This window comes from Sarcina ventriculi (assembly GCF_900456775.1).
GTDB lineage: Bacteria > Bacillota > Clostridia > Clostridiales > Clostridiaceae > Sarcina > Sarcina ventriculi.
This window is the reverse complement of the sequence record NZ_UAUL01000008.1, coordinates 118,715-140,354: the sequence shown is the minus strand read 5'-3', so window position 1 is coordinate 140,354 and position 21,640 is coordinate 118,715. Positions and strand designations below refer to the sequence as shown.

At 26.9% G+C, this 21,640-nt stretch carries 27 protein-coding genes; 2 read left to right on the top strand and 25 right to left on the bottom strand.

Going from position 1 to position 21,640, the window contains the following annotated elements; translation table 11 throughout:
• The first annotated feature begins 9 nt into the window (after positions 1–9).
• Positions 10–507 carry a DUF2953 domain-containing protein gene (locus DR020_RS07350; RefSeq protein ID WP_112365625.1) on the top strand — a complete coding sequence of 166 codons (498 nt, stop codon included), beginning with the start codon at positions 10–12 and terminating at the stop codon, positions 505–507.
• 26 nt (positions 508–533) lie between these two features.
• Entirely contained in the window at positions 534–926 is a 393-nt protein-coding gene (gene ytfJ, locus DR020_RS07345) for a GerW family sporulation protein (protein WP_055257251.1), read from the top strand.
• On the opposite strand, the gene scpB is transcribed toward ytfJ, so the two are convergent.
• The 25 genes from scpB to spoIIIAB all read right to left on the bottom strand — a co-directional run bounded on the left by scpB (position 923) and on the right by spoIIIAB (position 21,628).
• Positions 923–1,492: an SMC-Scp complex subunit ScpB gene (scpB, locus tag DR020_RS07340; protein WP_112365624.1), complete on the bottom strand. Its 570-nt coding sequence runs from the start codon at positions 1,490–1,492 to the stop codon at positions 923–925. The genes ytfJ and scpB overlap by 4 nt on opposite strands.
• Positions 1,493–1,501: 9 nt before the next feature.
• Positions 1,502–2,239, bottom strand: coding sequence for a segregation/condensation protein A (locus tag DR020_RS07335; protein ID WP_112365623.1), 738 nt, complete (start codon positions 2,237–2,239; stop codon positions 1,502–1,504).
• Positions 2,240–2,338: 99 nt separating this feature from the next.
• The gene (locus tag DR020_RS07330; RefSeq protein ID WP_055257254.1) at positions 2,339–3,487 is read right to left on the bottom strand and encodes a D-alanyl-D-alanine carboxypeptidase family protein; all 1,149 of its coding nucleotides are present in this window, start codon (positions 3,485–3,487) and stop codon (positions 2,339–2,341) included.
• Between the two features lie 185 nt (positions 3,488–3,672).
• Positions 3,673–4,545 (bottom strand): tyrosine-type recombinase/integrase, encoded by an 873-nt coding sequence (locus tag DR020_RS07325; RefSeq protein ID WP_055257255.1) that lies wholly within the window; start codon positions 4,543–4,545, stop codon positions 3,673–3,675.
• A 49-nt stretch (positions 4,546–4,594) separates the two neighbouring features.
• Positions 4,595–5,218 (bottom strand): stage II sporulation protein M, encoded by a 624-nt coding sequence (gene spoIIM, locus DR020_RS07320; protein WP_058992035.1) that lies wholly within the window; start codon positions 5,216–5,218, stop codon positions 4,595–4,597.
• 197 nt (positions 5,219–5,415) lie between these two features.
• Entirely contained in the window at positions 5,416–6,234 is an 819-nt protein-coding gene (spo0A, locus tag DR020_RS07315) for a sporulation transcription factor Spo0A (protein ID WP_058992036.1), read from the bottom strand.
• A gap of 154 nt (positions 6,235–6,388) precedes the next feature.
• Entirely contained in the window at positions 6,389–7,510 is a 1,122-nt protein-coding gene (gene spoIVB / locus DR020_RS07310; protein ID WP_055257258.1) for a SpoIVB peptidase, read from the bottom strand.
• Between the two features lie 189 nt (positions 7,511–7,699).
• On the bottom strand, positions 7,700–9,403 hold the full coding sequence (recN, locus tag DR020_RS07305) for a DNA repair protein RecN (RefSeq protein WP_112365622.1): 1,704 nt from the start codon (positions 9,401–9,403) through the stop codon (positions 7,700–7,702).
• Between the two features lie 22 nt (positions 9,404–9,425).
• Positions 9,426–9,878: an arginine repressor gene (locus tag DR020_RS07300; RefSeq protein ID WP_055257260.1), complete on the bottom strand. Its 453-nt coding sequence runs from the start codon at positions 9,876–9,878 to the stop codon at positions 9,426–9,428.
• A 5-nt stretch (positions 9,879–9,883) separates the two neighbouring features.
• Positions 9,884–10,732 (bottom strand): NAD(+)/NADH kinase, encoded by an 849-nt coding sequence (locus DR020_RS07295; RefSeq protein WP_055257261.1) that lies wholly within the window; start codon positions 10,730–10,732, stop codon positions 9,884–9,886.
• 11 nt (positions 10,733–10,743) lie between these two features.
• Complete coding sequence (locus DR020_RS07290; protein WP_055257262.1) at positions 10,744–11,550, bottom strand: TlyA family RNA methyltransferase; 807 nt, start codon at positions 11,548–11,550, stop codon at positions 10,744–10,746.
• A gap of 9 nt (positions 11,551–11,559) precedes the next feature.
• Entirely contained in the window at positions 11,560–13,422 is a 1,863-nt protein-coding gene (dxs, locus tag DR020_RS07285) for a 1-deoxy-D-xylulose-5-phosphate synthase (protein WP_112365621.1), read from the bottom strand.
• Positions 13,423–13,442: 20 nt separating this feature from the next.
• Positions 13,443–14,318: a polyprenyl synthetase family protein gene (locus DR020_RS07280; protein WP_055257264.1), complete on the bottom strand. Its 876-nt coding sequence runs from the start codon at positions 14,316–14,318 to the stop codon at positions 13,443–13,445.
• Complete coding sequence (locus DR020_RS07275) at positions 14,305–14,535, bottom strand: exodeoxyribonuclease VII small subunit (protein ID WP_112365620.1); 231 nt, start codon at positions 14,533–14,535, stop codon at positions 14,305–14,307. Before DR020_RS07275 ends, DR020_RS07280 begins: the two co-directional genes overlap by 14 nt.
• Complete coding sequence (xseA, locus tag DR020_RS07270; RefSeq protein ID WP_112365619.1) at positions 14,528–15,745, bottom strand: exodeoxyribonuclease VII large subunit; 1,218 nt, start codon at positions 15,743–15,745, stop codon at positions 14,528–14,530. The genes DR020_RS07275 and xseA overlap by 8 nt, the downstream gene beginning before the upstream one ends.
• Before the next feature lie 2 nt (positions 15,746–15,747).
• Positions 15,748–16,575 carry a tetrahydrofolate dehydrogenase/cyclohydrolase catalytic domain-containing protein gene (locus tag DR020_RS07265; protein ID WP_055257267.1) on the bottom strand — a complete coding sequence of 276 codons (828 nt, stop codon included), beginning with the start codon at positions 16,573–16,575 and terminating at the stop codon, positions 15,748–15,750.
• Between the two features lie 24 nt (positions 16,576–16,599).
• Positions 16,600–17,004: a transcription antitermination factor NusB gene (gene nusB, locus DR020_RS07260; protein ID WP_055257268.1), complete on the bottom strand. Its 405-nt coding sequence runs from the start codon at positions 17,002–17,004 to the stop codon at positions 16,600–16,602.
• Positions 17,005–17,123: 119 nt separating this feature from the next.
• On the bottom strand, positions 17,124–17,504 hold the full coding sequence (locus DR020_RS07255; protein WP_055257269.1) for an Asp23/Gls24 family envelope stress response protein: 381 nt from the start codon (positions 17,502–17,504) through the stop codon (positions 17,124–17,126).
• Between the two features lie 80 nt (positions 17,505–17,584).
• Positions 17,585–18,100, bottom strand: a complete 516-nt coding sequence (locus DR020_RS07250) for a SpoIIIAH-like family protein (protein ID WP_055257270.1) — start codon at positions 18,098–18,100, stop codon at positions 17,585–17,587.
• A gap of 15 nt (positions 18,101–18,115) precedes the next feature.
• A complete protein-coding gene (gene spoIIIAG / locus DR020_RS07245) occupies positions 18,116–18,718 on the bottom strand; it encodes a stage III sporulation protein AG (RefSeq protein WP_235809679.1) in 603 nt (200 codons plus the stop codon).
• A gap of 21 nt (positions 18,719–18,739) precedes the next feature.
• Entirely contained in the window at positions 18,740–19,297 is a 558-nt protein-coding gene (locus tag DR020_RS07240; RefSeq protein WP_055257271.1) for a stage III sporulation protein AF, read from the bottom strand.
• A gap of 1 nt (position 19,298) precedes the next feature.
• Positions 19,299–20,495 (bottom strand): stage III sporulation protein AE, encoded by a 1,197-nt coding sequence (spoIIIAE, locus tag DR020_RS07235; RefSeq protein WP_058992051.1) that lies wholly within the window; start codon positions 20,493–20,495, stop codon positions 19,299–19,301.
• A gap of 9 nt (positions 20,496–20,504) precedes the next feature.
• Positions 20,505–20,891: a stage III sporulation protein AD gene (gene spoIIIAD / locus DR020_RS07230; protein WP_055257273.1), complete on the bottom strand. Its 387-nt coding sequence runs from the start codon at positions 20,889–20,891 to the stop codon at positions 20,505–20,507.
• An 8-nt stretch (positions 20,892–20,899) separates the two neighbouring features.
• Positions 20,900–21,097 (bottom strand): stage III sporulation protein AC, encoded by a 198-nt coding sequence (spoIIIAC, locus tag DR020_RS07225; RefSeq protein WP_055257274.1) that lies wholly within the window; start codon positions 21,095–21,097, stop codon positions 20,900–20,902.
• A 15-nt stretch (positions 21,098–21,112) separates the two neighbouring features.
• Complete coding sequence (spoIIIAB, locus tag DR020_RS07220; RefSeq protein WP_055257275.1) at positions 21,113–21,628, bottom strand: stage III sporulation protein SpoIIIAB; 516 nt, start codon at positions 21,626–21,628, stop codon at positions 21,113–21,115.
• Positions 21,629–21,640 lie beyond the last annotated feature (12 nt).

The following is a 21,640-nucleotide window of genomic DNA, read 5'->3' as shown; positions in this document are numbered from 1 at the left end:
GAATTTTTTATGAATATTATTTTTTTATTTATTATGGTATTAATTATTTTATTTTTACCGTTGCCCATAGTTTTTGAAGCGAGTTACGATAAACAATTTAAAGTTTATTTATATAAAAAATTTAAAATTCCACTTAAAAATAATTCACTAAAGAAGGCTAAGATTAAAAAAAAATCTAATAATAAGATAAAGATTGACTTTAAATCTATATTAAGTTCTTTACAGGCAAACAAATTTAAACCATTGCTAAATTTATCAATAAATATGCAATATTCTTTAAGCGATGCTGCTCTTACAGCTGTATCATATGGTGTTATTTATGGTATTTTAGAAAGTATTTATCTTGAATTAATTACTATATTTAATGTTAAAAAGAAAAATTATAATATATCGCCTTTGTTTAATGAACACACTTCTATATTATTTAGTATAAAAGGTATAATTTACTTAAGTATTGCAAACATTATATATATAATATTTTTATATTTTTTCAGAAAAAATATATAACATTTATTTAATTTAGGAGGTTTTTAATGGAAAATAATCACCCTATAGAAAATCTTATGAAAACTACAATGGAAAATATAAGAAATATGATAGATGTTAGTACAGTAGTAGGAGATGCTATGGAAACTGCTGACGGTAAGTCTATCATACCCATATCAAAAGTTTCTTTTGGTTTTGCAACTGGTGGAGCTGATATAAATAATAAAAATATATCAAAAGAAAATTATCCCTTTGGAGGAGGTTCAGGAGCTGGAGTAACTGTTAAACCAGTAGCTTTTTTAGTTGTAAATGGGAACTCAATAAAACTTATCCCAGTTGATCAAGTAAATTCTTCTGACAAAATAGTAGAAGCTATTCCTCAAGTTTTAGAAATGATTAAATCTTTAGGGAAAAAAAATAAAGAAGAGAAAGAAGATTAACTCTCTCCCTCTTCTTCGTTAAATAACTCCACAGATGGTAAATCATCTAAATCATTTAATGCAAAATATCTTAAAAATTCATTAGTTGTTCCATACAATATTGGTCTTCCTATTACATCCATTCTCCCAACTTCTTCTATAAGTCCTCGTTCTATTAATCTTTGAAGAGCACTTTCACTTTTAACACCTCGTATCTCATCTATTTCAACTCGTGTTATAGGTTGTTTATATGCAACTATAGCTAAACTTTCTAAAGAAGCTTGAGATAATGATTGTCTAACATTTTTTTTTAATAACTTTTGAACATATTCCCCATTATAAGGCTTTGTAACTAATTGATACATATCATTTAACATTATTAGTTTTATTCCTCTTGAAGCTGTTTTATCATATCTATCTATCATTTCCTCTAAAACATCTTTTATAAAATCTAAATCATCGTAAAGAATCTTGGAAATATCTTTAGCAGACAGAGGTTCTCCTGCTGCAAATAACAATGATTCTATTGCAGATATAACTGCATTTTTTCTTGAAACTTCTTCAAATTCAACTTGATTTATATCCATTCTTACTCCTTACCAATCTTTTTCTATAATTATTTCACCTAAATTATCATACTGTAATACCTTAACAAAGCTATCCTTTATAAGTTCTAAAAGTGCTAAAAAAGTTACTACTATCTCTAATTTACATGTACATTTATCACTTATGCTTGAAAATTTTATTACTTTCTTTTCTTCAATTACTAATTTCAATTCTTCTATCTTATCTTCTATTTTATATTTATCTACACTAACCTGTCTCTCTATCATATCTAAATTTTGCTTTTCATTAAATTTTTTAATAAGATTATTATAAATATCATAAAGATCAATCATTGATATATTAGCTAAATAATTTTCATTAAATTCTATGCTTGTATCATCTATTATTTCAGGCTTTTTAGTGAATATTTCTCCTTGCTGTCCTTCCTTTTCTTTTAAAAATAATGAAATCTTCTTAAAAATTTTATATTCCATAAGCTTGTCTTTAAGTTCTGCCATTAAATCTTCTTCACTTTTCTCATCATCTTCCACCTTTAGTTTAGGTAAAAGAGACTTAGATTTTATCTCTATAAGTGTTGCTGCTATTGCCACAAATTCAGATGTAACTTCTAAATCTAATTCTTTCATAAGTTTTATATAATCTAAATATTGTTTAGTTATATCATAAATTTTTATATCATTAATGCTCATTTTATTCTTTTTTATTAAATGAAGCAAGAGATCAAAAGGACCATCAAAATTTTGTATTTTTATAATTGGCATATCCATAAAATTATTTGTCTCCTGTAATTCTATCAAAAATTATAACTTAATTATAAAATAAAAAGGCAATGAATTAAACTTCTCATTGCCTTTTTATTTTAATTTTTATTCTTTTGTAAATATTCCTTTTATATTGTCTATAATATTTCCTTTTTTCATATCTCTATCTGAATAAAGCTCAACAACTCCGATAAGTTCACCATCTAGGTAATACTCACAAAATCCAACATTTTCGCCTTCTTTAAATTTCGTTTTACTCTCATCTAAAACTATTTTACTCTCTATCTTATCTCCATCACCTTTAGGACAAGTTACAACAAGATTTTCTTTAGCTTTTGCTATTATAAATTTATCTCCTTTTTTATTCATAGGGATTTGCTTTATATCTGAATCTTTCTCACAAAGTTTCTTGCTTTCAAATTTAGAAAAGCCATAATTCATAAGCATACTTGCATCTCTATTTCTTATTTTATATGTAGGAGCACCCATTATAACTGATAATACTCTAACACCATCTTTCACAGCAGTAGCTGATATACAATATTTTGCTTCATTGGTAAATCCAGTTTTAAGCCCATCACACCCTTGGAAAAACCTTACTAACTTATTATGATTTACAAGCTCTATAGGTGTTTTTCTTCCTTCTGATATTGTTTCCATATATGTACTTGTATACTTTAAGATATCAGGATGTTTTAAAAGCTCTCTAGACATTATTGATATATCATATGCTGTTGATATATGTCCATCAACTGGAAGACCAGTGCAGTTTTTAAATGTTGTATTTACCATTCCAAGTTCTTTCGCTCTATCATTCATCATATCAACAAAATTACTTTCACTACCGCCTAAATATTCTGCCATAGCAACTGCCGCATCATTACCTGACGCTATACCAATTCCTTTTATAAGGTCTTCTACAGTTCTTACCTCACCAGTATCCAAAAGCATACTACTTCCACCCATTTTTTTTGCATTTTCACTTACTGTAACCTTATCATCAAATTTTATCTTTCCTGAATCGATATGTTCCATGGTTAAAAGCATTGTCATTACTTTTGTCACAGAAGCTGGAGCAAATTTTTCATTAGAATTCTTTTCATATATTATTTTCCCAGTACTTACCTCCATTAATATAGCAGATCTTGCTTCCACTTCTATATTTTCGTTAGTATCTGCAAAAACATTAACTCCACCAGTTAAAAATATTATTAGTGCTAAAATAGCTGAAAATTTAATTATAATTTTTTTCATATATTTTACCTCCTTTTTAAATTATTTTTTCCTAAAGAATTATAATTTATTTAAAAAAAAGGCCTATATTAATTAGTAATAAAACACATTAATGTATATTTAAAACTATATTTACAAATAAAAACATAAAGGACTATCTTTATTAAAAGACAAAAAGCCTTTTAAATTAAGATAATCCTCAGAAATTAAGCCCTCGGATGAGCTTTTTTATAGATATTATTTATTTTTTCATTATTTATTATTTCATAGTACATATCTATATAAGTCATAACTTGATTACCCAAAAGTTCTTGTACAACTTTCGCGTTTGCTCCATTTTGAAGTAAATGCACAGCAAAAGAATGTCTAAATGTATTTAAATTTATATCCTTATCTATATTCGCAATGGATGAATATTCTTTTACTATTCTCCAAACCCCCTGTCTTGTTATAGGCTCCCCACTCATATTTAAAAATAACTTATCACTACCCTTAGAATTTTCTTCTCTAACCACAATATATCTTTTTATAGCTTCCCTAGCTTCTTTACCTATAGGAATAAGTCTTTCATACCCTCTATTATCCCTACATCTTACAAAAGATAAATCCAAATTAGCATCATCTAAATTTAATGAGATAAGCTCAGAAACTTTCATACCAGTTGCATACATAAGCTCTAATAATGCTTTATCTCTTATTCCTTTTTCTGTCCCCATATTAGTACTGCTCATTATTTTATTTACTTCTTCAATAGTTAAAACTAAGGGTTTCTTTTTTTCAATCTTCTCTTTTCTTATAGATATTTCTGGGACTCTCTTTATTACTTCTTCAGCTACTAAAAAATTATAAAAATTCCTAAGAGATATTACTGTTCTTTGTATTGAAGACGGTGATTTACCTTTTTCCTTTAAAACATCTATATAATTTAATAGTGGATATCCATCTTCGCTAACTTGAAATCCGTTATCTTCAACAAAATCTAAATACATAGAAACATCTGTTATATACGCACTTACAGTGTTTTTTCTCTTTCCTATTGATTCTAAATATGTCTCATATTTCTTTACTCGGTCCCTCATATTAACTCCTAACCAAAATGTTATTACATAATTATTTATATTACAAAAATTACTTAGTAATTACTAATTTTATTAAGTTTGGAGATATATATGTTTCTATAAATATTCCTATAATTAAAATCGCACTCAATATGCTTTGAACTTTCATGTAATTTTTATTTATTCTGCTATTTTTTAATCTTTCTTTTCCTATTCCTTCCTTAATTTTTATTATAGAATTTTTAACGGCTACTGTACTTAATATTATGATGCACGGTATAAATATTATCTGTTGAATCACAATTCCTAAAGCCAACAGAATTATTCCCTTCCCCCCCAAAATGCTAGCTAATAATGCAAATGTAAATCCTAATATATATCCTTTTACAAGATCTATAAAGAGTATTACAGGACATCCTATTAAAGTAAAACCTAATAAAACTATCATCAAAACTATAGGAGCAATATTGAAAATACTTCTAAGTAATACCTGTAAATAACTTATCTTGTTAGTCCCTAAAAAAGATAAAAACTCACTAAAATAAGTTCCAATTTCAACTTTATTAAAATCACTCATATAATAAACTGTACAAGAACCTAATACTATTCCTATAAGAAGAAATAATAATACCCATAAAAAAATTATTTTACTATCATCAATTACTTCATAAACCGAATTTATAAGTTTTTTCAAAAATTCCTCCTCCTTAATATTTATAACTCTAGTATAATTTATGCTTTACATAATAAATTTATGACCGCATTTTATATAAAAATAAAAAAACACTCATAGCTTATATTAAAACTATAAAGTGTTTTTCATTTAAAAATATATAATAATTTACAATCTCAAATAATATTCCCTCTTCATTTAAAAATAAAAAATAAATACTAGCTTACTTTATTCTTCAATCTTAATTTATCTGCAACCATCGCAATAAATTCTGAATTTGTTGGTTTCCCTTTACTATTTTGAATAGTATATCCAAAAAGTTTGTTTATAGCTTCAACTTGACCTCTACCCCACGCAACCTCTATTGCATGCCTTATTGCTCTTTCAACTCTACTTGCAGTAGTATTATATTTTTTAGCTATTGATGGATACAATTCTTTTGTTATAGCAGATAAAAGTTCCATATCATTAACTACCATAGTTATTGCTTCTCTTAAATACATATATCCTTTGATATGAGCTGGTACACCTATTTCATGTATTATACTTGTTATCTCTGTTTCTAAATCCATAGGTTCCTTTTTAGATTCCACCCTAATTTCTGGAACTTCAACTAAAGATATAGTCTTATTTGTAGAAGTTTCTTCAGATATTGTATTATTAAACATTTGTCTTATTCTCTTTGTAAACACATCCATATCAAAAGGCTTAACTACATAATAATCTGCTCCAAGTGTTATGGCTCTTTGTGTTATTTTATCTTGACCTACCGCTGATAACACTATTATTCTTGGAGTATTATCACCATTTTTAGCATGTAATCTCTCTAAAACTCCTAATCCATCTAAATGTGGCATTATTATATCTAAAACTACTAAATCTGGTTTTTTTTCTTCAATTAATTGAAGAGCTTCTAATCCATCTTTAGCTATCCCCGTAACTACTATATCTCTTTGATTTAAAAGATAATCATTTAATATGTTGCAAAATTCTTTGTTATCATCTGCAATTAGTACTGATATTTTTGAATCCTTCATAAAATTCTCTCCTTATTTTACCATATATTTCCATTAATTATTTATTCGACAAAACAATTAAGATTCCTTCTTATTTTATAAATTTCATAAAAAAGTATTAAGAAATTTATAATCTCTTAATACTTATTATAACATAAAATTTTCTTATTCACACTTATTTTATTATATTAGCATCTTGTAACATCCATTCTATATATATACCATATCCAGTATCGGGTTTATTTACTAAAACATGAGTTATAGCACCTATAATTTTGTTATTTTGTATAATAGGGCTTCCACTCATTCCTTGAACTATACCACCTGTCTTTTCTAAAAGATTTTGATCTGTCACCTTAATCACCATACTCTTAGAAGAGGATGAGGTTTGATTTATTATCTTTACTATTTCTATATCATAAAATTTAGGACCATTTTCATCAATTGTGCTTATTATTTGAGCTTTTCCTAATTTTACCTCATCTTTATAACCAATCTTATATAAATTATTTGAATTAATTATACTATTATTATCTATAATATTCCCAAATATTCCACATTGAGTATTAGCTATAACATTTCCAAATGGGCTATCTGTATTTACAAAAACTCCTTTTAATTCTCCAGGAGTTCCTCGTTGCCCTTTTTTTACACTTATTATGGATGATTCTATAAGTTCTCCGTTTTTTACGCTTAATATTTTTTCTGTTTCATTATCTGTTATTGGATGACCTAATGCACCATATGTATTAGTATCTTTATGATAAAATGTTAAAGTTCCAACTCCTGCTGTAGAATCCCTAACCCATAATCCTAATTTATATATATTATTTTCTGATTTAAATAAGTTAACTACTTTTTTTATTTCAGTTCCATTTCTATTAATTAGAATCTCAATTTTATCCTTTTTAAGACTATTTATTTTTTTAGATAAATCCTTAGAATTCTCTATCTTTTGAGAGTCAACTTCTAAAAGAATATCTCCAAGCTGTATACCCGATTCTTTTCCTGGGCTTTCAACATTTTTATTATTATCTGCTATATCAGAATATCCAACCACTAAAACACCATTTGTAGATATTTTAACCCCCACTGGTGTTCCTCCCGCATAAAGCTCTATTACATTATTAGATTCATTACTTTGAGAAATTTTAAGCCCAACTTCCTTATTGACATTACTATAAAATAAGTTAGAAATTTCTGTTTGTAATGTACAAAAGGATGATAAAACTAAAATTAAAGTAATAATAACTAAAGATACTATTTTTAATCTTTTTTTACTAAACTCATTTTTCATTTACACCCTCCCTTTCTGACATTAACTTTCCCCACTATTTTTTAACTTATTCTATAATAAGATTTCTACTAAAGGTAAATTTATTTAAAAAATATATAAATATATTTTAAATTGAACTTTTTGTAATTTAATTATTGAAAATAAAAAAAGAACTGCTACCAGTTCTATTTTGTATAGATTTAATATATATTATGTATTATTTTTCATAATAATATTCTTTTTTTTATTAGCAAGCTCTATAATTTCTCTAGCATTTGTTAAAGTATTTTCTGTAAGTTTTACCCCTCCTAACATTATTGCTATTTCTTCTATCTTTTTCTCTTCATTTATTTTTTCTATTTTAGTAAAAGTTTTTTCATTTTCTATATATTTTTTGACCATATAATGATTATCTGACATACTAGCAATTTGAGGTAAATGAGTTATGCAAAGCACTTGATGTTTATTTGATATTTCATACATCTTTTCAGCTACACATTGTGCTATCCTTCCACTAATTCCTGTGTCTATTTCATCAAAGATTATAGTTGGTGTATTATCTTTATCTATAAATACACTTTTTAACGACAACATTATTCTAGATAATTCACCACCAGAGACTATTTTCTCCATAGGTTTTATTGGTTCTCCTAAATTTGTAGAAATCATAAACTGAACTTTATCTTTTCCTTTTAAATTAAAGCTATCATCATATTCAATAGATATTTTAAACGTACACTTTCCAAGCCCCACATATTTTAATTCTTTTTCTATTTTTTCTTCTATTACTTTACCTAAAATGACTCTTTTCTCATGTATGTTCTTAGAATATTTATCTAGTCTTTTTTCAATAACTATAAGCTTATTTTTTAGTTCTTTAATTACTTCTTCACTATTTATAATCTCTTGATACTGCTTATCCAAATTTTCTCTATATTTTAATATTTCTTCTATGGAAGAGCCATATTTTTTCTTCAAAAGACCTATTTTATATATTCTACTATTTATCTCATCTAATTCATTTTCATCATAGTAAGACTCATCTAGTAAACTCTTTATATCCTTTGTTAAATCTTGAAGTTCATAATAAGTATTATTTACTCTCTCCTTTATTAATTTAGCCTTTTCTGAATGTTTTTCAATAGCACTTATTTCTCTAACTACAAAATCTAGACTATCTAAAACAGAATATTCACCAGTTGAAGAATCCAAATAAGAGTAACTCCTAGCTAAAGAATTTCTTATTTTTTCATGATTAGATAAAATATTATATCTATCTATTAACTTTTCTTCTTCTCCTGCACTTAAACTAGCATTATCTATTTCTTCTATTTGGTATTTTATATAATCAACTAACTTTTCATCACTTTCATTTTTATTAAGGCTTAATATTTTATCTTTTATATCTTTAAATTCTACAAAACTTTCTTTATATTTTATAAAATCATTTTCTAAATTTATTTTTCCAAAAGAATCTAAATATTCTATGTGCCTATCTTTATTTAAAAGATTTTGATTACTGTGTTGTCCATGTATATCTATAAGTTTTTCACTTATTTTTCTAAGATTAGATAATATAATGGCTTTTCCATTAACCCTTATAACACTCTTGCCATTTTTAAAACTTTCTCTAGATATTATTAAAATATCATCATATTCTATATCATAAAAATCTAAAATCTCTTTAAGACTCTTATTATCTTCAATAGAACATATTGCCTCAACAAAAGTTTTTTCTTCACCAGTTCTTATTAAATCTTTATTAAATTTACTTCCTAAAACATAATTAATAGCGTCTATTAAAATAGATTTTCCCGCTCCAGTTTCTCCTGCTAAAATAGTAAAACCTTCATCTAAATCTAAAGTAATTTCCTCTATTAAAGCAAAATTTTTAATAGATAACTGTAGAAGCATATTTTTCCCCCTATAACAAAACTTAATTATTTAACATTTTAGATATTCTCTCAACTAATTCTTGTGCTTTTTCCAAAGTTCTAACAAGAATAAATATTGTATTATCTCCTGCTATTGTTCCTGCTATTTCACCAAGTTCTAATCTATCTATAGCTTCTGCAGCTGCTGAAGCTGAACCTGATATTGTCTTTACAACTACTATCTTATCAATATTTTCAACACTAATAACAGTATTTATTAATATACTACTTAACTTTTCTAACATATCATTTTTGTTTTGGTTAATTATTGAATATCTATACTTTCCATCTGACCCTTGAATTTTTATAAGCCTTAAAGTTTTTATATCTCTAGATACTGTAGCCTGAGTTACCTCAAATCCAGCGCTTTTTAATTCTTCTGCTAATTCCTCTTGAGTTTCTATAGCTTTTGAATTTATTATCTCTATTATTTTAGAATGCCTTTTGGACTTCATAAAATCTATTCTCCCTCTCTCTCTTTTGCTGTTCTAAATATCTTTTTTCTTAACATATTAAAATAATTATTTTTTTGAAAAACTATTACTTTAAAACTATCACTACACTTTTTTATATTTACAATATTATCCTTAACTAATTTAAATGACTTTTGTCCATCTATCGTTATAAATATTTCCTCATCATCAAAATAAGGAATTATAGATATATTACTACTTCCACTTATTATTATAGGTTTAGTGCTTGGCGTGTGGGCACATATAGGAACTATTGCTATTATTTCTAAATCTGGAGTTATTAATGGGCCTCCTGCTGATAATGAATATGCAGTAGATCCAACAGGAGTTGAAACTATTATTCCATCTCCTTTAAATGAAGTATAGAAATCATTATTTATATAAACTCTATATTCTGCTATTCTAGACAATGTTCCTCTTGCTAGCACCACATCATTTAAAAATCTAAACCCTTTTTCTTCTAAGCCATCTATAAAGCACTCTAACATCATTCTATTTTCTACTTTATATTCTTTATTTTTTATCGCTTTTAAAGCTATTTCTAATTCGTTAATCTCTATACTAGATAAAAAACCTAAATTTCCTATATTCACACCTAAAATAGGTGCATCAATAAATTTAGAAAATCGTCTTGCAACTCCTAAGAGAGTTCCATCCCCTCCTAAAACTATAAGTAAATCAATACTCTTATATTTTTGTTTGGCCTCATCTAAAAAATGGTCTATAATAGTAATATTTTTAGGATTTAATATTTTTTCTACTAAAGTTTCTACATGATTTAATATTATACCATTTTCATCCTTTATTCTATTTATAATTATTCCTATATTATTCATAATTTATTATCCTATAGTAAATTATGCGATGCATTTACAACATCATCTATTTTAGTTGCATCGAAGTTTATTTCCTTATTTGTTTTCTTTAAATATATAAGATATTCTATATTCCCTTCAGGGCCTTTTATAGGGGAGTAGTCTAATCCTAAAATATCTAATTTATTTTCTTTTGCAAAATTTACGACTTTTTCAATGACTTCTTTATGAGTAGATGCTTCACGAACTACACCCTTTTTACCAACCTTATCCTTTCCAGCTTCAAATTGAGGTTTTATAAGTGCCATTATCTCCCCATGTTCATCTAAAAGATTTATTGCAGCTGGTATAACTTTAGTTAATGATATAAATGATACATCTATTGATGCAAAATTACATAACTCTTTTGTATCATCTAATGTTACATATCTTATATTTGTTCTTTCCATACACACAACTCTTGGATCAACTCTAAGCTTCCAAGCAAATTGACCATATCCAACATCTATGGAAAAAACCTTTTTAGCTCCATTTTGAAGCATACAATCAGTAAATCCTCCAGTTGATGCACCTATATCCATACATATTTTATTATTTAAGTCTATAGAGAATGATTTTATTGCCTTTTCAAGCTTTAATCCTCCCCTACTAACATAAGGTATTTTTTCTCCTCTAAAATCTATATTAGCTGTTCTTGCTATCTTTTCTCCAGCTTTATCAACTCTTTGACCATCCACAAATACCTTTCCAGCCATTATATAAGTTTTAGCCCTTTCCCTTGACTCCACAATTCCAAGTTCCACTAATAATATATCTAATCTCTCTTTTTTATCTGACATATGTCCTCCTTATAACAAACTAACTATACTTTCCTTTATTCCATTTGAATCTAATTTGTTTAGCTTATATAAAATATCTACTTTTCCATGAGGAATAAATTTATCTTTATATCCAAGATTTATTACTTTACCTTTATAATTAAAATTATTAAGTTCTTGAGAAATAATAGAACCTAATCCTCCTATAATTGTATTATCTTCTATTGTTATGATACCTTCTTTATCCTCAGCTAATTTTTTTATAACATCTTTATCTACAGGCTTTATAAACGTTGCATTTATAAGTTCTATATCTAAATTAAGTTCTTTTTTTATTTTTTCACAAGCAATTGCAGCATGTTGAACCATTTTCCCAGTTGCAATCACAGCTACTTTATTTCCTTCTCTCATTTTTTCCCATTTACCATACTCTATAGTTTTTAATGGTTCTAAAATTACTTCTTTAATATCACCACCCCTTGGATATCTTATAGCAAGAGGTCTATTATACGTCAGTGACCACTTCATTATAAGAGGAAGTTCTTCCATACACTTAGGAGCTATAATAGTCATATTAGGTATAGTATTTAAAAAAGATATATCAAATATTCCTTGATGAGTTTCTCCATCCTCACCAACAATCCCAGCTCTATCTATGCATATTTTAACAGGTAAATTTTGTATGCAAACATCATGAATAACTTGATCATAAGATCTTTGTAAAAATGTTGAATACAAAGCAAAAAAAGGTTTCAATCCCTCAACAGCCATACCAGCTGCTAATGTCATTCCATGTTCTTCAGCTATTCCAACATCAAAAAACCTTTTAGGGAATTCTTTTGAAAACTCCTTTAATCCTGTTCCATCTGGCATAGCTGCTGTTATTGCAACGATTTCTCTATCTTCTTTTGCTAAAGAAATTAATGTTTCTCCAAATACCTTAGAATAAGTTCTACCAGATGCCACCTTAACTTCTCCATTATCATGATTAAAAGGACCTATTCCATGATATTTATTAGGATTTTTTTCAGCATAAGCACATCCTTTACCCTTTTTAGTAACTACATGTATCATTATTGGTCCTTCTGCTGCTTTTGCCTTTGCTATTACTTTACTTAACTCTTTTACATTATGTCCATCTATTGGACCTAAATATTTTATTCCCATATCCTCAAAAAGCATACTAGGAACAACTAATCTTTTTATACTACCTTTTATTTTATTTATAGACGAAGCTATATTTTTTCCAACATCTGTTGTATTTAATGTTGAATTTATTTCAAATTTTATTTTATTATATTTAGGATTTAATCTTGCATTGCTAAGATATGCAGACATTCCCCCAACATTTTTTGAAATAGACATTTGGTTATCATTTAGTATTATAATTATTTTACTTTTATTATATCCAATATCGTTTAATGCCTCTATAGCCATTCCACCAGTTAATGCTCCATCTCCAATAACTGCAACTACATTATAATCCTTATCTAAAATATCTCTTGCTCTTGCCATACCTGATGCTGCAGACAATGAAGTGCTACTATGACCTGTATCAAAATAATCATATTTACTCTCTTCTCTTTTAGGAAATCCACTAAGACCATTGAATTGCCTCAATGCACTAAATTTATGTCTTCTTCCTGTTAGCATTTTATATACGTAGCTTTGATGCCCAACATCCCATATTATTCTATCCTCTTCGAAATTAAAATTTTTAAATAAGGCTAATGTTAATTCTACCACACCTAAATTTGATGCTAAATGTCCCCCTGATTTAGATACATTATCTATTAAGAATTCTCTAATCTCTTTAGCTAATTTTTCAATTTTATTGTTATTAAGCTTTTGTATCTTCTCAGGATTTGTTATCCCCTCTAAAATATTTCCCATTATATCAAATCCTTTTTAAATTAATATTTTCTTTTAACTAACAAATTAGTTAATTCACTTAATGCCTTTGTATCTCCATTTATGCTCTCTAAAAGACTTAAACATTCATTTGTAAGACTTTCACAAAGATTTATACATTTCTCTATTCCAAATAGAGATATGTAATTTGTCTTATCATTTTCTATATCACTTTTAGCATTTTTGCCCAATACTTCAGTGCTACTTGTAACATCTAAAATATCATCTTTTATTTGAAACGCTAAACCAAGCTTATATCCATAATCACTTAAAATTTTTATATCATCTTCATTAGCTCCTGCAAGTATTGCTCCAGATACCACTGCTGCCCTTATTAGCTCTCCAGTTTTTTTAGTATGCATATAATTTAATTCATCTATAGATATATCTTTATTTCCTTCATTTATTATATCTACTACTTGTCCACCAATCATACCATCCGCTCCAGATGCTTTTGATATAATGCTACATGCCCTTAAAGAATTTTCTCCATTTTTTAAACTAAAATCAAAAAATATATTCATTGCTTCGTTTAAAAGAGCATCTCCAGCTAGGGTTGCAATAGCATCTCCATAAACTTTATGATTTGTAGGCTTCCCTCTTCTTAAATCATCATTATCCATACAAGGTAAATCATCATGAATTAAAGAATATGTATGAATCATTTCAATGCCTAATGCTATATTTAAAATCTTTTCATAGTCTTTTTTATATATGCTATAAGATAATAAGCAAAGTATTGCTCTTACTCTTTTTCCTCCAGTATTTAAACTATAAGACATAGCTTCATTTAAAATATTATTATATGTTTTCTCTTTTTTTAAGAAATAATTTTTTAGATTATTATCTACCAAGTTTTTCAAACTATCTATAACCATTTATTTCATCTCCAGCATCTTTTTCTATATCGTTACTAACTATTTTAATCTTTCCTTCAAGAGTATTCAACTTTTTATATAACTTATTTATAAGTTTAACTCCTTCTTCATACTTATTTATAGCCTCCTCTAGTGTTAAATTACCATTTTCTAAATCGTCAACTATAGTATTTAAATTATTAAGCATAAACTCATAACTATTTTCTATCTTAGCCATTTCTCTTCTCCTTATCTTTTATTTTTATATCCATGTTAATGTTTCCATCTTTCATAAATATAGTTATATTATCTTTTTTCTCTAACTCTTCGACTGAATTTAATATATCATTACCTTCATCTAAGATTATTGAATACCCACGACTTAATACGTTTAATGGATTTAACGTCATAAGGATATGATTTAATTTGCTAACTTTTTCTTTGTTTTCTTCAACCAAAGAATAAATTTTTGTATTAATTCTATGATTTAATTGTTCTAATATACTTTTTTCATTGCTTAAAAACTTTTCTGGATTATTACTTTTTAAAATTTTATTTAAACTATCTAAAGCCTCTTTTTTATATTTTATATCATCTGTAATATTTTTGTATAAAATTTTTCTATAATGATCTAATTTTATATTGAGTTCCTCAATGCCTGCTGAAACTATTTCTGCCGCTGCACTTGGAGTTGCTGCTCTTAAATCACTTGCATAATCTGATATGCTAAAATCCGTTTCATGACCGACAGCTGATATTATAGGAATTTTACTATTGAAAATTTCATAGGCAAGGTCTCTATCATTAAAAGCCCATAATTCCTCTATCGAGCCTCCACCTCTTCCTATTATTATTACGTCTACCGAATTTCTTTTATTAAAATAATTTATTCCCTCTATTATTGTTTTAGGAGCATCAACACCTTGAACTAATGATGGATAAAGAACTATATCAATACCTTTACTTCTTCTTTTAATTATTGTTATTATATCACGTATTGCAGCCCCTGTAGGTGATGTTACAACTCCAACTCTTTTAGGATGCTTAGGAATCTTTCTCTTAAAGAAAGTATCAAAAACTCCTTCCCTTTCTAATTCCTTCTTAAGAGCATTAAATTCTTCAAAAAGTTCACCTAACCCAATCTCCCTCATAGAAGAGCAATATAACTTTAGACTTCCATCTTGAATATATATAGAAATTCTTCCCTTTACCTCTACATCCATACCATCTTTAGGAATAAAATTTAAATTAACTGCATCACTTTTAAACATGATGCAGTTAATTTTGCTCTCCTTATCCTTTAAAGAAAAGTATATATGTCCTTTTGAATGAAGCTTAAAGTTAGAAATTTCTCCCTTTAAAAGTATATTGTTTAAAATAAAATTATTATCTATAGTTTTTTTTAAATATTCATTAACCTCTGTAACAGTAAGTGTTTTTAGTTTCATAGTTATTTCAATCCTTCACATAGATTTTTAAATAATAACACCGTAGTTAAAGCGCCTACTCCTCCTGGAACTTTACTTATCATAGATGCTTTAGAAACCACTTTGTCAAAATCTACATCTCCTGTTATTTGTCCATCTACATTAGATGTCCCAACATCTATAACAATTGCATCTTCTTTTACATAGCTATCATCTATAAATTTAGGTTTTCCTATAGCAACTACTAATATGTCAGCACATTTTGTTATTTCTTTTAAATTATTAGTTTTAGAATGACATACTGTAACTGTTGAATTTTCATTTAAAAACATTTGAATTAACGGCTTTCCTACTATATTACTTCTACCTATTATAACCACATGTTTTCCTAATAATTCTACATTTGATCTTTTAAGAAGCGTTATAACACTATACGGTGTACATGGAATAAATGATTTTTCTCCTTTATAAAATCTTCCTATGCTTACATCAGATAAACAATCTAAATCTTTTTTATAGCTTATTAAATTTGTTATTCTTTTTTCATCTATGTGCTTTGGAAGAGGTAGAAGAAGCATTATTCCATCTACATTATCATCATTATTTAGTTTTAAAATAATATCTTCTAAAATTTTTTCATCTGTAGTTTCATCTAATATTATTTTTTCAAAATCAATACCTAAATCTCTTGAAGATTTCTCTTGATAATTTTGATAATAGATAGAGCCTCCGTCATTTCCAACTAATATTGATACTATTTTAGGAACTTTAAACTTTTCATTTTTTACATATTCCCTTATTTCATCCTTAATATTATTTGATATTTCTCTTCCATTTATTATATTTCCCAAAATAATCAATCCCCCTAATTAAAACTAAAGATTTTTATATGCCTTGTCTAATACCCCATTTATAAATGCTACTGATTTATCATCAGAGTATTTTTTACATAGTTCTATCGCCTCATTTATAGAAACTTTCTCTGGTATATCTTCTTTAAATAACATCTCATAAACCGCAACCTCAAGTATCGCTAAATTAACCTTAGATATTCTGTTTAATTTCCAATTTACTAATTGAGCAGATATTTTGCTGTCTATGTTTTCTTTATTTAATTTTATTCCTTCTAATGCTGATTTTATATAGTCTAAATCTAAGTTATCTTTTTTATCTTCATTATTTTCCATAAAACCATTAAAAGTTTCTTCAGGAGTATCCCCTGTAATCTCCATTTGATAAACTAATTGTAGTAAGTACTCTCTTGATTTTGCTCTGTTCATTATATATTTATCCTCCTAATTATTTTCCTTCGTTTATATTATTATCTTAATAAACTTTATTAATCATAGCATTATAACATTAACATAAAGAAACACCCTCTGTAAACAGAGGGTGATCATTATTTATCTAATATTTCATTTTTATCCTTTAAGATAACTATATTTTGTACATATATGTTCACCATTGATACTTTTAGCCCTGTTATAGCTTGCACCGTGTTTTTTACATTATCTTGAACCTTATATACCAAATCTGGTATTTTAATTCCATATTCAACTGATATAGCCATCTCTATTATAGCTTCTTCATTATCAACAGAAACCTTAACACCCTTGCCTAGCCCCTTCTTAGAAAACTTATTATTTGCAGAAACAAGGCAATGTCCAATTTCAACTACTCCTTTTATTTCCGAGGATGCTACTGCTGCTACAACACTTATAACTTCATCGGATATCTTAACTATACCTAAATTAACATCATCCTTATTAACTTCACTCATAAAGTTGAACCCTCCTATAACTTCCATTAAAACTCAATTATAGGTTCATTATAGCAAATAAATAAAATCAATACAAATAATTATTTACATTCTATACTTACATCATATATCTTAGCTATATTTAAAACTATATCTTGTATTTCATTTACTTGATCTTGAGTTAACTTACTTGCATTTTTAACAATTACTCTAGCTTTATTATCATCTATATAACATAAAGCCTCTTCATATCCCTTACCTGTTATGCTAAGTTCTATTCTTGATTCATTTGCCATTGCAGTTGTCTTTGCCTCTAATTTAGCATTAGCTTCTTGCTTTTGTGTAGCATCTGTATTATCAGCTTCGATTATTGCTTCTAAACCTTTTATATAGTTAGAATCTGATTGTTCTCTTGCACTTTTTGAATCATAAAAATAATTAGCACTAGTATCTGAAACAGTTGTATCTGTATCATCTTCATTTTGGCTATTTCCGTCTGTTGAAAGTGTTGATAAATCTAAACCTCCCATTCCACTATTTACTCTAACTGCTAATATTCCTACACATACTATTAATGATAATAATGTAACTATTATCCCTGCTTGTTTTTTATTCATTCTACCCTCTCCCCATTAATTACTAGAATTTTCTTTCATAGATAACACATTAACTTTATCCATACCTATATCATAAAGACTAGACACAGCCTTTTGTATATTGTATTTTATCTTGCTGTCTGTACCACCTTCTGCAACAATTATTATTCCTGTTATATTTGGTTTATTGGTTTGAAGCACTAATGGCTCATTTCCATTTGTCATAACTATGGAATCATCACTACTAACTTCTGTATTATTTCTAACACCACCGTCTGTGTCAGCTTCTTCTGTAGTATTTTTTTGAGTATTACTATCTATAGCTGGAACTTTAACTTCACTACTTTCATAGTTTATTTTAACCTCCACACTACCTACACCATCCATTTTTTCTAGCAAATTTTTTAAATCCTGTTGTTGCTTTTCTTCATAAGCTGATATACTTTCAACCCCCTCTAAACTATATGTGGATACATTAGACTTATTTAAATCTTCACTATTAGATATATTGTTTACATTTGTAAAATATGACAAACTTAAATAACACATTATAGTAACTAATAAAATTAATATTAAATTCTTAATATTTTTTTGCCTTAAAGATTTTTGTAGCTTGTCCTTAAGATCACCTATATTCATAATTTATCTCCCCTTAAAGATTTATACATAATTAATCTTTATAACATCTTTATCTATACCAAATTCCTCTGATAAAAAATCTTTAATTTCATTTTTAAAATTATCAGATTCATCAGCATAATTACTGTCTATATCCCCTATTATAACCTTTTGTATTTTGCTAACTTGCTTACTTGAAACCTCTATTAAAACATTTGTTATATCAACTACAGCATTTCCTATATCTATATCTCCCTCCATTTCCACAGTGAAATTATTACCATTAAACTTATTATTTAATGAATTTTGCATAGTTTTTTTTAAACTATTCATCATAAAATCGCTATTATATTCCTTTTCGTTAAAAGTTTTTTCATAAGACTCATCTTCTAAAACTATGGATTCTAAATCATAATTATCTAAATTTTTCCCTAAGGAGAGTATATTAGTTATAGGAATCACCATCGCTGCTAAAACTATTAATGACAAAACAAATTTAACATGATTTTTCATAGAATTTCTTGGAAGTATTACATTTGCCATAGAAACAAATATTATTAATGTTGTAAGGGTTACTGCTAAACTCTTTAAATTTTCCACATTAACCTCCTACAATAAATTTACCAGATGATGCCATCATGGAAATCATTATAAAAAACATTATACTTATGCATATCACGCAAGACATAACAAGTGTTAAAGCTTCTCCTACCATACTTACACTGCTTGAAATCTTTGAATCAACTACAGGCTCTAATATAGCTCCTGTAAGCTTTAAACTTATCGATACTATGAATATTTTTATTATCGGATACACAGCAATTAAAATTAATATTAAAACACCTAAAGTGCTTATAACACTCTTCATAGCTAAAGAACAAGCAGCTAAAGTACTTATAGCATCTGAAAAAGCTTTACCAACGACAGGTATAAAATTATCCATAGCAAATTTTATACTTTTCTTAGTAACTGCGTCTAATGTATTTGCTGTCATTCCTCTTATACCTAAAATTGTTACAAAAATCATTAAAATAAATCCCTGACAAAGCATTATCGTTTGCTTTAAAAATTTGCAAAGACCAGCAATACTAAATTCTTTACTTATATTATTTGCAAATAATAATGCTAAATAAATTAATATAAGTGGGAAAATAAAATTTGTATATATTCTAGGTGTTATAGAAATTGCTGCAAGTACTATTGGATCTATTGTAAGGGCTGATGTTATTCCCCCTGCAGAACTTATTAAAAATATAAGAACTGGAACCAAGACATTCATAAATTCAACTATGTTTTTGAAAACTTCTTTAGCTACATCTAAAGATATTAAAAAGCTTTTTGATAAAAGCATTATAAGCACTGCATAACATGCAAAAAAAGCTATTGAAGTTATACCATCATCGTTTGAAAAAGCATCCTGTATATTTTTAAGTAAAGCACTTAAAAGTGATATAACTAATATAGATACAACTAAAGACATAGTTGCTTTAATTTCTCTAAATAAAAAACTTATTATAGAATTTCCAATAGTTTTAAAAGATATAGGATCTTCTTTACTGGTTAAATAACTTGCTATATATTCTTTAGGATTTAGTCCACTTAAAAGTTCATCTTCTATTTTTAAGTTATTTATATATTTATAAAACTTTTCCATTCTAGAGTCACTATTTAACTCTTCTTGTGCTTCTATAAGCATGTTGTTTATATCTTCATCATCCACATCAGTTCCATATGCAGGAGTTGCTATAAACAAAATAAATGTTAAACATAAAATCATTATTTTAACTAGTCTTTTCATAAACTCCTCCTACAATATTTTCAATATAGAATCTAATACATTCTTCATAATTGGCATAGCTAGAAGTAATATCATTATTTTAGCTGTAAATTCAACTTTAGTTGCTATACTATTAATTCCTACATCTTTGCACAATACAGAAGAAAAAGTTGCTAAATAAGATATAGCTATTATTTTCATAACTATCTGAATATAGGTAACATCAATTCCAGAACTATTTGTCATAGTTTTCACAAATTCCATAATTTCTTTTACATAAGGAAATATAAATATGTATATTATTATTCCTGATATTAAAAGCAACATAGATGCTACCGTACTTTTACTTTCCTTTAAGACAAGATATAAAAACATTACAACTAAAGAAAATGTTACAACTTGTATAACTGCATCCATTTTTTCACCTAAAGCATAAACATAGTTTTTACAGTATCAAAGAGATTGTAAACTAATGTTACTACTGCTGTTAATATTATTATTAATCCAACTAGGTTTACCAATGTCGCAATATCTTTTTTCCCATTATTCTCTAAAATCTTATCCATTATAAGAAGAACTATTCCAACTCCTGCTATTTTAAACACTAAACTTACATCTAACATAAATTCCACCAAACCTTACATTAAAAATATTACTATCATAAGACCAATTCCAAGCCCTAAACTTCTATACGCTTTAGTGTTTTTTTTACTTTCCTTTTCAGTTTCCTCAATCTCTCTTTTAAGTTTTTCTTTAGCTAAAGAAAATATATTATGTTGATTATCTATGCTAGTTTCCCCTAAAGATTTAGAAAGATCTAAAATTATATCATAATGTTCTTGTTTTAAACTTAGATTTTCTTTTTCATCATTAATTCCTCTTAAAAAAGCATCATACACATCTAAAACTTCATTTTTAATAAGTTTTTCTTCAACAACCTCTAAAAGCTTTTTAAGAGGTTCTTTGGTTTTTAATGCTATTTTTTTTAAGCATTCAGGAAGAGGTGTGTGTGAATATACTATTTCATTTTCAAGTTCTATCACTATCCTTAAAAGTTCTTTTAACTGATTAGTTCTCTTTAAAAATTCTTCTCCATAGCTAAATCCTATAAAGCTACAAATCACAACTATAGATAAAAGAAGTATTAATTTCAATGCTATACCTCC

Bases quoted from the DNA above. Each gene is read 5' to 3' on its own strand.
- DR020_RS07350 (WP_112365625.1), top strand. From the start codon at position 10: ATGAATATTATTTTTTTATTTATTATGGTATTAATTATTTTATTTTTA.
- ytfJ (WP_055257251.1), top strand. From the start codon at position 534: ATGGAAAATAATCACCCTATAGAAAATCTTATGAAAACTACAATGGAA.
- scpB (WP_112365624.1), bottom strand. From the start codon at position 1,492: ATGGATATAAATCAAGTTGAATTTGAAGAAGTTTCAAGAAAAAATGCA.
- DR020_RS07335 (WP_112365623.1), bottom strand. From the start codon at position 2,239: ATGGATATGCCAATTATAAAAATACAAAATTTTGATGGTCCTTTTGAT.
- DR020_RS07330 (WP_055257254.1), bottom strand. From the start codon at position 3,487: ATGAAAAAAATTATAATTAAATTTTCAGCTATTTTAGCACTAATAATA.
- DR020_RS07325 (WP_055257255.1), bottom strand. From the start codon at position 4,545: ATGAGGGACCGAGTAAAGAAATATGAGACATATTTAGAATCAATAGGA.
- spo0A (WP_058992036.1), bottom strand. From the start codon at position 6,234: ATGAAGGATTCAAAAATATCAGTACTAATTGCAGATGATAACAAAGAA.
- spoIVB (WP_055257258.1), bottom strand. From the start codon at position 7,510: ATGAAAAATGAGTTTAGTAAAAAAAGATTAAAAATAGTATCTTTAGTT.
- recN (WP_112365622.1), bottom strand. From the start codon at position 9,403: ATGCTTCTACAGTTATCTATTAAAAATTTTGCTTTAATAGAGGAAATT.
- DR020_RS07300 (WP_055257260.1), bottom strand. From the start codon at position 9,878: ATGAAGTCCAAAAGGCATTCTAAAATAATAGAGATAATAAATTCAAAA.
- DR020_RS07295 (WP_055257261.1), bottom strand. From the start codon at position 10,732: ATGAATAATATAGGAATAATTATAAATAGAATAAAGGATGAAAATGGT.
- DR020_RS07290 (WP_055257262.1), bottom strand. From the start codon at position 11,550: ATGTCAGATAAAAAAGAGAGATTAGATATATTATTAGTGGAACTTGGA.
- dxs (WP_112365621.1), bottom strand. From the start codon at position 13,422: ATGGGAAATATTTTAGAGGGGATAACAAATCCTGAGAAGATACAAAAG.
- DR020_RS07280 (WP_055257264.1), bottom strand. From the start codon at position 14,318: ATGGTTATAGATAGTTTGAAAAACTTGGTAGATAATAATCTAAAAAAT.
- DR020_RS07275 (WP_112365620.1), bottom strand. From the start codon at position 14,535: ATGGCTAAGATAGAAAATAGTTATGAGTTTATGCTTAATAATTTAAAT.
- xseA (WP_112365619.1), bottom strand. From the start codon at position 15,745: ATGAAACTAAAAACACTTACTGTTACAGAGGTTAATGAATATTTAAAA.
- nusB (WP_055257268.1), bottom strand. From the start codon at position 17,004: ATGAACAGAGCAAAATCAAGAGAGTACTTACTACAATTAGTTTATCAA.
- DR020_RS07255 (WP_055257269.1), bottom strand. From the start codon at position 17,504: ATGAGTGAAGTTAATAAGGATGATGTTAATTTAGGTATAGTTAAGATA.
- DR020_RS07250 (WP_055257270.1), bottom strand. From the start codon at position 18,100: ATGAATAAAAAACAAGCAGGGATAATAGTTACATTATTATCATTAATA.
- spoIIIAG (WP_235809679.1), bottom strand. From the start codon at position 18,718: ATGAATATAGGTGATCTTAAGGACAAGCTACAAAAATCTTTAAGGCAA.
- spoIIIAE (WP_058992051.1), bottom strand. From the start codon at position 20,495: ATGAAAAGACTAGTTAAAATAATGATTTTATGTTTAACATTTATTTTG.
- spoIIIAD (WP_055257273.1), bottom strand. From the start codon at position 20,891: ATGGATGCAGTTATACAAGTTGTAACATTTTCTTTAGTTGTAATGTTT.
- spoIIIAC (WP_055257274.1), bottom strand. From the start codon at position 21,097: ATGTTAGATGTAAGTTTAGTGTTTAAAATAGCAGGAGTTGGAATAGTT.